This window comes from Rhodopirellula sp. JB055, from assembly GCF_043100905.1.
Classification (GTDB): domain Bacteria; phylum Planctomycetota; class Planctomycetia; order Pirellulales; family Pirellulaceae; genus Rhodopirellula.
The window spans coordinates 1-11052 of the sequence record NZ_JBICHO010000175.1 but is presented as its reverse complement, the minus strand read 5'-3'; the positions used below and the strand labels follow the sequence as shown (position 1 = coordinate 11052).

At 58.3% G+C, this 11052-nt stretch carries 7 protein-coding genes; 6 read left to right on the top strand and 1 reads right to left on the bottom strand.

Translation table 11 applies throughout. The annotated features are described in order from the left end of the window. Positions 1 to 322 precede the first annotated feature (322 nt). On the top strand, positions 323 to 1663 hold the full coding sequence (gene glmM / locus ACF8AM_RS07195; protein ID WP_392554977.1) for a phosphoglucosamine mutase: 1341 nt from the start codon (positions 323 to 325) through the stop codon (positions 1661 to 1663). A 181-nt stretch (positions 1664 to 1844) separates the two neighbouring features. Here the strand turns inward: glmM and ACF8AM_RS07190 are convergent, their stop codons facing one another. After that, positions 1845 to 3395, bottom strand: coding sequence for an Nramp family divalent metal transporter (locus ACF8AM_RS07190; protein ID WP_392554976.1), 1551 nt, complete (start codon positions 3393 to 3395; stop codon positions 1845 to 1847). 65 nt (positions 3396 to 3460) lie between these two features. Between ACF8AM_RS07190 and ACF8AM_RS07185 the strand changes: the two genes are divergently transcribed. The 5 genes from ACF8AM_RS07185 to ACF8AM_RS07165 all read left to right on the top strand — a co-directional run bounded on the left by ACF8AM_RS07185 (position 3461) and on the right by ACF8AM_RS07165 (position 10500). Beyond that, a complete protein-coding gene (locus ACF8AM_RS07185; protein ID WP_392554975.1) occupies positions 3461 to 4384 on the top strand; it encodes an RDD family protein in 924 nt (307 codons plus the stop codon). A gap of 553 nt (positions 4385 to 4937) precedes the next feature. Beyond that, entirely contained in the window at positions 4938 to 6095 is a 1158-nt protein-coding gene (locus ACF8AM_RS07180; RefSeq protein ID WP_392554974.1) for an SIS domain-containing protein, read from the top strand. 19 nt (positions 6096 to 6114) lie between these two features. Further along, positions 6115 to 6639 (top strand): KdsC family phosphatase, encoded by a 525-nt coding sequence (locus ACF8AM_RS07175; RefSeq protein ID WP_392554978.1) that lies wholly within the window; start codon positions 6115 to 6117, stop codon positions 6637 to 6639. Continuing rightward, on the top strand, positions 6633 to 10040 hold the full coding sequence (locus ACF8AM_RS07170) for a hypothetical protein (RefSeq protein ID WP_392554973.1): 3408 nt from the start codon (positions 6633 to 6635) through the stop codon (positions 10038 to 10040). The genes ACF8AM_RS07175 and ACF8AM_RS07170 overlap by 7 nt, the downstream gene beginning before the upstream one ends. 184 nt (positions 10041 to 10224) lie before the next feature. Continuing rightward, complete coding sequence (locus ACF8AM_RS07165; protein ID WP_392554972.1) at positions 10225 to 10500, top strand: hypothetical protein; 276 nt, start codon at positions 10225 to 10227, stop codon at positions 10498 to 10500. Positions 10501 to 11052 lie beyond the last annotated feature (552 nt).

Below are 11052 nucleotides of genomic sequence, written 5' to 3'. Positions count from 1 at the left end.
GGTTCCGGGTTCTGGGGTGTAAACAAAACGCCCGTCTTGCCACCAAAGATCCGCGATCTCGCCACCCGGTTAGGCTCCTGGGGCCGACGGGTCGATTAGCCGGCTTCCTCGAAGACATGTGAGCATGGTGGTCAGATAACGATCGCGAAACGCGGCAGACGGGGCCGCTGCAGCAGAAAATGAATGTCTGGCGGGAATATACGCGAATTCCCGTGTCCCTGGTACGATGCTCCCCCTGAACCTCGTGACAGAAGGTCTGCCGTCGGCGGCCCGTTGCTGTCATCACTGCCTGCTTCCTCGATCCAGTCTCCTTGCGTGTCCCATGAGTGAATTGATTATCAGTGTCAGCGGTCTTCGTGGCGTCTTGGGTGAAACCTTGACACCCGAAGTCGCCATGCGTTTTGCGGCCGCGTTCTCGGCTTCGATGCCCGCGGGCAAAATTGTGATTGGACGCGATGGACGCACGACGGGACCGATGCTCCGCAGTGCCATCGTTTCCGCACTGACAGCCTCGGGACGCGATGTGATCGACGCGGATGTCGCCGCGACACCCACGATTGGTGTGCTGGTTCGGGAGCTAGGTGCCGTCGGCGCGATCGCGATCTCGGCCAGCCACAACCCACCGGAATACAACGGGATCAAATTGTTTGGCGGCGACGGGCGAGTCCTCGACGCCGAATCGGGAGCCAAAATTCGTGACGCCTATTTCGCTGGGACGAACCAACGGGCGACGTACGACAAAATCGGTGAAGTCAGCTCCATCGACGACCCCCACGCGGCTCACCTCGCAAAGGTCTTGGCGACGGTCGACGTTGATGCGATCAAGGCCAAACCATTTCGCGTGCTGATCGACAGCAACCACGGCGCAGGCGGCCTGCTCGGCGTGCGGTTGCTCGAAGCGTTGGGATGCACCGTCGAAGCGATGGGGCATGAGCCTACTGGGAAATTCGCTCACACCCCCGAGCCCACTGCCGAGAACCTGCAAGGCATTTCGGCTGACGTGACAGGACGCAACTGCGTGGTCGGTTTCTGCCAAGACCCGGACGCGGATCGGTTGGCGTTGATCGATGAAACCGGACGCTACATCGGCGAAGAATGCACGTTGGCGTTGTGCGTCCGACAAGCCATGGAAACCGGTCGCACGTCAGGACCGATCGTGATCAACGGGGCGACCAGTTCGATGAGCACGTTGATCGCGAAACAGCATGGCGTCGAGACGTTTCGCAGCGCGGTGGGCGAAGCCAACGTGTGTGATTTGATGATCGCGAAACAGGCGGTCTATGGGGGTGAAGGCAACGGCGGACCGATCGATCCGACGGTGGGCTACGTTCGCGACAGCTTTGTTGGCATGGCGCAAACGTTGGCGCTCTTGGCACGAACCGGGAAGCCTCTCAGTGAGTTGGCCGATGAGCTCCCGCAACTCAGCATTCACAAGAGCAAAGCGGGCGTGTCAGCCGATCGACTGCCAGCGGTGTTTGACAAACTGGAAGCCAAGTTTAGCGACGCGGAAGCAACCCGAGGCGACGGGATGCGTTTGCAATGGTCGGATCGTTGGTTGCTCGTTCGTGGCAGCAACACGGAACCGATCGTCCGCATGATCGCGGAAGCCCCCACAGCGGAAGAAGCTGCCTCTTTGTGCGACCAAGCCGCCGAGTTGTTGTAGGCCAGGTTCCACCTGGCGATCTGACAGGCCGTTACCGGGTCGAATTCGCGAGGGGTGGATTGACGCCTCGCTTTGTTCCAAAGCATCGGCTGTGGTGCCAGGTAATGACCTGGCCTATTTGGTGCGCAAACGCGGTCCGAATTCTTGGCGAATCCGGCTACGTTCAGGTTGATGTTGGCATTCAGGTCACGGTGGCGACGATGGTCCAGACACCGGTGATCAACATGGCGATGCCGGACAACCACAGCATCACGTCCCACAACTTGCCCGGACGCAGGGCGTCGACGGATCGTCGGTAGCGAAACCAAATGGCCGCTCCGGCGATCATCGGCAGCACCACGCCTTGGGTGACTCCGCTGATCAGCACCAATTTGGCCGGGGAGGGAAATGCGAGGTAAAACACCAGGCTCATGATCGGGAAGAACGCCCCGAGGCCACGCACCCATTTGTCTCGCGTCGCCTGGCTGTCATCGATCCATCCGACCACTCGCAGCGCGTCCGAGAATACGCGAGCGTGCCCGGCGCAGGCGACAAAGAACGTGCTGTACAGCACTGCGATCGCGCCGAACAGAAACAACCCCGCGGCCCAGTTCGAAAACACAGGCACATACATCACGGCCAACGTTCGGACCAAATCGGATTTCTCGGGGTTCAGTCCGACACGGTGCAGCACCGCGGCACCGAGCAAGTAGAACGCAACGGTGGCAAAGGTGTAGACCAACATCGATCCCCAGGCGTCCACCTGCATCACGCGCATCCATCCGGTCGCACGTTCTCGCCACTCGGGCGTGCCGTCATTCTTTCCAGTGAACTTGGCGTACCCTTTTTCGAGGCACCAATACGGGTACGCAATCAACTCACCGGCACCCACACCGATGATGCCGAACGTGGCCAAGGCGGTCGCGACGGCTGTGCTGCTGTCTCCAGAAGAGGGCAAGGCACCTTTCAATCCAGAAAAGAATTCTTGTGCCGTGACGCGGTAGTCGACTTCGCCCTGCAATAAAAACAAGTTGATGAGAGTGAGCAGCGTGAACGATCCAACCAAGACCGTGCTGAACGTTTGGATCAATCCATACCGGCCAATGAACAGCAAGACGCTGGTCGCGATGGTGATGATCGTCGCCCAAAGTTTGATATCCGGCGGTTCATGTTGGCCGTGTTCCAATTCGTGAGCGATTCGCAATGCGACCACTTCTGCTTCGCGGGCATTGAGTTCATTGAGAGGCGTGGTGGCTTCTTCCGCGGAACGGCTGGATTCGGATCGGGCGGCGTATCGTTGGAACGTCAGCAATTGCTCGGCGTCGGCGACTCGGTTTTCGGAGACACCATGGGCGGTGGCCGGCATGGTGAGCGCGACCGCTTGGCCGACGCTGCCGACAATCCCACCTTGTTGACCAATGCTGGCCAACCACATGACCGCCCAAGCCCAGACCAACCAATTGCCGTGGCGGCCCAGTCGCGGACCGGGAAGTTCGTTGAAAGCTTGCAGGGATGTTTTGCCGCTGCTGAGCGTGTAACGCCCCATTTCGACTTGCGTGAAGACTTTGACCACGCATCCCAGCAGGATCAACCACAGCAGCGTGAACCCGGCTTCGGCACCTGTTTTGGTGGTCGCGATCAGTTCGCCGCTGCCGACGATGGATCCGGCAATGATCAGTCCAGGGCCAATGTTGGTCAGGATTCGCCACCAATGCGTGGGCGGATCTCGGCGTTCCGATTCAGGGGATTTCAAAACAAGCTCGCGATCGACGTCTGAGGTGGGATGAAGGGGGGAAAGCTTGATATAGTAGCACCACCATGCCACGCAATGAAAATCAACTCGACGCTGAATCCCAGCGACCGCTCGACACAACCATCGGCGTTGTGACCCCTGAGAACATTGCGTTTGAATATCAATTGGCGGGCCCGTTCCGACGGTTGCCGGCTTATGTCATTGATATTTTTGTGCGAGCTGCCGTGATCGCCGCGATTGTGTTGTTCTTGCTGTTGTTTGTGGGTCTGTCAGGTTTGCAGAGCCTCGGCTCGTTCGCCTTCGCGGCGGGAATCATCAGTTACTTTTTGATCAGTTGGTTCTATGGGGCGGCGATGGAAGCGTTCTTCAATGGACGCACGATCGGGAAATGGGCGTGCGGCATTCGAGTGATCGATGTCGATGGGTGCCCGATCAAAGGGAAACGTGCGGTGTTGCGGAATTTGCTGCGGATTGCCGACCTGGCTCCCGTCGCAGCGCTCAGCAGTTTGGATGAGAACATCCCGCCCGTGTTTCTGATCCCCACGGGCATGGTGGGACTGATTTGTGTGATCAGCACCCGGCGAATGCAGCGGTTGGGTGACATCGCCGCGGGCACGATGGTCATCATCGACGAAAAAATGTGGCAATTGCCGGTGGCCAAGATTGATGATCCGCGAGTGGCACCGCTGGCGACGTTCATTCCTGGCGATTACGCGATTTCGCGGAGCATGGCGAGAACGCTGGCGATCTACGCCGAGCGACGTCATTACTTGACCCCGGCTCGCCGCCGAGAAATCGCCCGTCACTTGACCCGGCCATTGATCGAACGGTTTGACTTTCGCCCCGACATCGACGCGGACTTGCTGATGATCGCGTTGTATTACAAGACGTTTTTGGCGGAGCGAAACAATGAGCCCGCCGATTTGGGACCGTTGGCCGGCTACAGCCCTCTGCTTCGAGACATGGTCGCCCCAGCGACAACGGCTTAGAAACGCCTGGTCCATGACTGGCGTCGTGGCGGATGTTGGCCAAGAGCGTGCCGATCGACAACAAAATCAAGAAGCCGGTGAGCGAGGAACGCGATGTGGTCCCTCGCTCACGCGTTTTGAAGTTGCGATTTTCTCACAACCCGACGCGTCAGCGAGGGACCCACCGGCTCGTTGCGATGGCATGCGGTCCCTCGCTGACGCGTCGGGTTACGAAAAACCCAATGCCCCACGCAAAAACGCAACTTCAAAACTCACGCGTCGGGTTGTGATTGGCACTCCGTTCTCGCAGGAAGCACTGAATCACCAGCCAGCTTGGCCCGAAAGCGAAGCGGGGTCGAACCAGTGATCAGTGATCAGTGATCAGTGATCTGTGATCTGTGTTTCTGTGTTTCTGTGTTTCTGTGTTTCTGTGTTTCTGTGTTTCTGTGTTTCTGTGTTTCTGTGTTTCTGTGTTTCTGTGTTTCACGCGGTCCTGGGTTCACCTTGCGATGGCGGCAACGTTTTCAGTATCGTCGCGCGTTGAGAATGCCCCGAAACCGCGTTCGAGGCACCGATGACCCGCGACAAGAGCAAGGAAGCGATTGTGGCTCCACAACCTCAACTCAATCACAACGCGTCCATTTCGACGTTGACGCCGCTTTCGCCGTTGGACCAAATTCGTTTGGTCCGCGAGACCATGCTGCGAGAAGCGGACGCAATCCAAAAAGCCGCTGCGATCGCTTCGTCGGATGCTGCAGAAGCCGCTGCTTGGATCAGCCGCTGCGAAGGATCGATCGTTTTGACCGGGGTCGGGAAAGCCGGCTTGATCGCTCAAAAACTGGTCGCGACGTTGGCCAGCACCGGATCGCCTGCTCACTTTCTGCATCCGATCGAGGCCGTGCACGGCGATCTCGGACGCGTTCAATCCAAAGATTTGGTCATCGCCTTTTCCAATTCGGGCCGCAGCGAAGAAGTGGTTCGCGTGGTCGAGTACCTGAAACACCAGGCCTGCGGGATCATCGCCGTCACCGCCGATCGTGAGAATCCGCTGGCCGAACTGGCCGATCATGTCGTCCCGATCGGGCGGCACCGGGAAGCCTGTCCAGACGGTTTGGCTCCCACCAGTTCCACGTCGGTGATGTTGGCCGTGGGAGACGCGATAGCGGTTTTGGCATCGCGTTTGTGCGGCTTCTCGCCCGATGACTTCGCTCGTTTTCATCCCGGTGGTGCCTTGGGACGAAAGCTGGCCGATGTGCGGCAAGCCATGCGTCCACTGGCCGAATGCCGTGTCGCGCCCCAAACGATCTCCATTCGCGAAGCCATGATGATTGGAGGTGGTGGGCGACGAAGCGGAGCGATTCTCTTGCTCGATGACAGCGAGCGATTGGCAGGGATCTTCACCGACAGCGATCTGGCTCGGTTGCTGCAACAACGTCAAGAAACCAGCTTGGACGAACCGATCGTACAGTTCATGACCAAGCATCCGATTTGCATCGCGGACGACGAACGTCTGCCGCGGGCGATTGAGATTTTGTCGCAGCGCAAAATCAGCGAATTGCCGGTGGTGGATTCGGACCAGCGTCCCGTTGGCATGATCGACATCACGGATTTGGTCGCGACCGGCGATGTCCGTTCCTCGACGCCATCCAGCCCTGTCACATCCTCTTTCCATCAAGACGACTCATCTGGTGAAGATGGGCCTCGTTGCATTCCCATCACTTCTGGAGACTGATTTGTCCTCCCGCCATCCCATGATTTCGGATCGTGACATCGCCGGCAAAATCAAATGCATTTTGTCGGACGTCGATGGCGTGTTGAGTGACGGCAAGTTGTATTACGACTCCAGCGGCGCGGAAACCAAAACGTTTCACGTTCGCGACGGGTATGGCATCAAAGCCTGGATGAACTCGGGCTTGCATTTTGGAATCATCACGGCTCGCCACAGCGATGCGTTGACGCGTCGAGCCAAGGAGTTGGGCATCGAGCATGTGGTCCAGAATTCCAGCGACAAATGGCAATCCGCAACCGAGATGATGGCCGCGATGAAGGTCACTCCCGAAGAGGTTTGTTACATCGGTGATGACGTGCCCGACATCACGGTGATGACGCGTGTGGGATTGGCTGCCGCCCCGGACGACGCCTCCATCGATGCTCGCGAAGCCGCGCACTGGATCACTCGTCTGGCTGGTGGAACGGGTGCGGTGCGGGAATTGATCGAGCGTTTGATGCGTGCTGGAAACAGTTGGCCACCTGTTTCGAAAGACCCTCCATGCTGACGCAGTTGCGCGACTACTTGGTCGGCCTGTGTGTGTTGGTGGCATCGGCTGGGCTCTATCAAGTCACCGTGGCGGCGTGGTTGACGCCACCTGAAATCGTTGCTGCGCCGGTGGCTCCACCCAAGGTAAGCGGTGGCGATGGCAACTTGGACGATCTGTTTGCTGATTCCGATTGGCAACGCGGCCGAACGATTCGTTTGAAGACCGACGACGGGATGCTGTTGTGCAAAACCTGCACGCAAAAGGACGGGCAAACTTGGGAGCTCAAGCCGATCACAATCGTTATCGGCCGTGGGCTGAGTGAGGAGGGTTCGAAAGAGCCGATCTTGATCACCGCCTCCGAGGGGGCCTCGATCAAGTTTGATGCCCCGCTGGATGTGATGAGCGGGGTGGCGCCCTCGATTGAACGAGGCCAACTTCGCGGCGAAGTGATCATCCAGCGATCGACGCAGCCCACCGGTGACGCCGCGGATTTGGCGTCGTCGGCCTACCAAGTGCGTGGGATTGCCGCTGAACCACCGAATCCCAAGGACGCGTCGGATTCGGTTCTGCACATTCGCACGTCCAACGTCGGTATCGATCGCCGCACGATTTGGACGAACGATCCCATTCACATGCAAGTTGGTCGAGCCACGATGATCGGGCGTGTCCTGACATTGCATTTGGCCGCTTCTGCGGGCCGATCCAACGATGTCACCGGCACCTTGGACCGCTTGGAGTTGGTGTACCTGCAAAAGCTTTCTTTGCCACTGGATGACCCGAACGATCCTTCGCAAGACGATCCCAAAGGCGTGGTCGAAGTTCGCTGTGGCAACATGATTCAGTATGACTTTGCTCTGGATCAGTTGAGCATGAACCAAGACGTGGAGTTGATGCGTTTGCCCGCGTCAGCCATCGAAACAACCAACCAGATTTCTCCTCGGCGAGACGACTGGATCGATCGTTTTCGTTGTGATTCATTGGTGATGACGCTGCGTGATCCACTCAATTCCAAGTTGCGACGCGACGATGCAATGGATTGGATCGATCGCGTTGAAGCGACTGGTTCTCCCGTGCAAATGGACATTCGTTCGCAAGCGTTTGGAATGACCGCCGGCCGCGTTCTGTTCGATCCGGTGGAAGGTTGGCTGGTCGCCGATCCTGTTGCCGCTGCGGATGCTGCCGGTGTGGTTCATCCCAATCGTGCGACGACGAATGATCCCAATCGAGACTATGTGCGATTGCAACGTGGTGACTTGGAAGCCTTCCTGTCACAGATCCGTTACCGTTTCAATCCCGCCGAGCCCAAACAATTGGGAACCATCACCGTCGAAGGCAGTGGACGTGTCTTTCATCATGCGGCGGGTTCCGCGATGCGGTCATTCGCTTGGCAAACCGGTTTGCAAATCGAACCTCAAGGCATTGCGACTCCGGATCAAATGCAGGTCAACTTTGCCGTTTGGTGCGAAGGTCAACTGCATGCGATGCTGGCCGACGGAGGCTCGTTTTTAGCGGACCGCGTGGAAGGCATCTTGAGCCCCGTTGCCGATACCAAGCCCAAACGCCTGGGGACGTCTCAAAAGTCCGAGGGTTCCTTGGACCAAAAATGGTTGCCGGAAAGTTTGGCTGCAATCGGCAACGTGCAAATCAATTCGTCGTCTCTGCGAGCTCGTACGAACCGCATGCATCTCTTTTTTCAACATGGAATCGAAGCCAAAAACGGACGAAGAGAACAGGGAAGTGACGATCCCATTCGCAATTGGGTCCGGCAACCTGATTCGTCCAACACCGCCGTGCGCGATCAAACGGGCCCCAACGCATCTCAGCAGCCAGCGACGATTCGTGGTGATATGGTGGCCGCGACATTGTCGATGGACGGCGGAGACTTGACCGCGACGGACCTTAGCGTGACTGGTGGCATCGAAGTCACGCACCCCATGAAGACTCGAGCCGCCAAAGCACCGATGCATGGCGGTGCCGACGCGGCACCGACGACCTTGTTGGCAACGTTGACCGGAGAGAAACTGCGTTTTCGCGATGGTGGTGCCAGCGATGTGATGGAACTGACCGGCACGCCCACCGTGCCGGCACGATTTCAGATGGGCGACGGATATTTCATCGGTCCCCAAATCCAAGTCCGGCCGGAAGACAACTTCGTTTGGGTCAATGATGCGGGGCAGTTTGTTCTGCCATCGCACATGTTGCCTGCACTCTCGGTCGCGTCTCGCAATCCAACTCAATCGACCGCGCGGTGGTCGCGACCCCCACGTTGTCGCTTTGGTGGTTCTCTGACGTTCGATGGCAAGGTCGCGACGCTGGCGGGCGGTGTGGTGCTCGACACGGTGATCACCCAAGACGAATCGACGAACGAGATTCAGATGCGTGGCGACCAGTTGATGTGGACGCTGACCGATCCGATCCACCTGCGAACACCCGCTAGTTTCAAAAAATCGGGAATCGCGGAAATTGCTTTGGTCCAAACGGGATCGCAGCCGGTGGAGTTGACCGTGGATCAATTCGCTCGCGATGGCGTGCATGAGTCGCGGCATCATTTGCAAACGTCACGCCTCGCGTGGGTGCCGGGTGCGGAGCCCAACCCAGCCGTGCAGAACGCCGCGGGCGTCGCTCCGGTTTCGACCAGCGAAGGTGCCTCGGGAATGATCATCGCGCCGGGGCCAGGTTCTTATCGGGCTTGGTTGCGAAACGCGAATGGTGGGAATTTGTTGGCCAACAATGCTTCTGCCAATTCCAATCCCGCGGGCAACGCCACGAGATCACCAAGCGGCGTGCCCGATTCGCGATCATCCGCTTGGAATCCCGGCATGATCGAGGACGCCAACGGTTCGGCTCCGCAAGCAGGCAACAACTCCGAGCCGACGATCATGGGGGTTCACCTGATCTTCCAGGAGTCGATGCAGGGCGACTTGTTGGCCAAGACGTTGACGTTTCGGCGAGGCGTGCGAGTGGCCCAGCAAAACCTGCCGGACTTCGAGACTTTGATGGACGCCAGCCGGATGGATCTGTTGTCCGAAGGCGAATCCACCATCGATTGCGATGCCCTGCGGATTGCGGTCGATCCCAGCGTTCCGTTTCGGCAACGCACCATGGGAAGAACCACCACGGCTTGGGAAATCGAGGCGTCGGGCGGGGTGTTGTTCCGAACACGGACCGACAAATCGGCTTACACCGTCACCGCGGATCGCTGCGGTTACGCCGCGGCCAAGGACTTGTTCACGGTGTTTGGGGCTCCCACGCGTCCGGCTCGATTGCAGCAAACGACGGCGCTCGGCAAGCCTGGCGTGAATTTGGAAGTGGGTCACGCGACGATGCGATTGAAAACGATGGAGATCCTCTCGATGCCGACTTTCAAGGTGTTGCCGGGCGACATCTCTTCACTGAACAATCGGCCGACGCAGAGATAGCCGCCGGATAAACGGAACAACTGGTACGAAGATTGCGTTGGTAGAAAGCATTCTTTGCATTCAATCCCGTGGTGGACCGTTCGTTCGTCGTCCTTGCGAATTGAGATGCAGAGTTGTTCTGTCGATTTTGAACGGGTGCGAAACCTGCGTTCACCGATCCAACCCACCACGGGGCACCGATGTCATGAGCCAACTTTTGGAAGCGACCCAGTCCGAGTGTCAGGTCCAGCGGACGCTGCAGCGTATCGAGGGCATGTTCCAGGAACACGAGTCGCTTGGCCGCTATGCGAGCCAGCTAAAGATTTCCGTTCACGAATCCACGATCCTCTTGGACGGCACGCTGCCGAGCGCGAAATTGAGGCAGCAATTGGTGCCCGCCATCCGCCAAGCCGGAGTCCTCTGGCGAATCGACAACCACGTCGCCGTGGAAGCGACCAGTTCCGTCGCACGAGCGTCCTGAACTCGACTCTGAGCCATGTCTGGCTCATTGCTCAGCGAACGACTTCTTGACCGACAATGCGATCCTTCACTAATGCGAAGGCCGGATCAAAAGGACGGGGGCTTTTTGGGTTACCCTTGACCTAGTGATTGATGGTCAGGCTCTCGCCGTTGATGGTAATTTTTTTTGGCTGCGAATGGATGCAGCCTTAGGTTGTGAGGTATCTCGCGGTCAATAATCAGTCGAGTGTCGGACTTCCAAACAGCAATAGACCCCCGTCCCCTTATCGATCGTCGTCCCTTTATCGATCGTCGTCCCCTTATCGATCGTCGACTGTCGTCGCTCCGCGACTGGTTGGTTGAGTGTGGCGTCTTGGGACCTTGGGTTGAAACCCAAGGCTGGTCGGCTGCCGTCACTCCGTGACTCTTGCGTGGATGCGTTGTTCGACCGAACCGCGGAGCGGTGACATCCGCTAGCCTTGGGTTTCAACCCAAGGTCTGGGGTGCGGAAAAGACAAAGCAACAGCCGCGGAGCGGCGGCATCTGTTTTCACGCGACGCGTTAAGCCGGCGCT

Bases quoted from the DNA above. Each gene is read 5' to 3' on its own strand.
- ACF8AM_RS07175 (WP_392554978.1), top strand. From the start codon at position 6,115: ATGATTTCGGATCGTGACATCGCCGGCAAAATCAAATGCATTTTGTCG.
- ACF8AM_RS07180 (WP_392554974.1), top strand. From the start codon at position 4,938: ATGACCCGCGACAAGAGCAAGGAAGCGATTGTGGCTCCACAACCTCAA.
- ACF8AM_RS07170 (WP_392554973.1), top strand. From the start codon at position 6,633: ATGCTGACGCAGTTGCGCGACTACTTGGTCGGCCTGTGTGTGTTGGTG.
- ACF8AM_RS07185 (WP_392554975.1), top strand. From the start codon at position 3,461: ATGCCACGCAATGAAAATCAACTCGACGCTGAATCCCAGCGACCGCTC.
- ACF8AM_RS07165 (WP_392554972.1), top strand. From the start codon at position 10,225: ATGAGCCAACTTTTGGAAGCGACCCAGTCCGAGTGTCAGGTCCAGCGG.
- glmM (WP_392554977.1), top strand. From the start codon at position 323: ATGAGTGAATTGATTATCAGTGTCAGCGGTCTTCGTGGCGTCTTGGGT.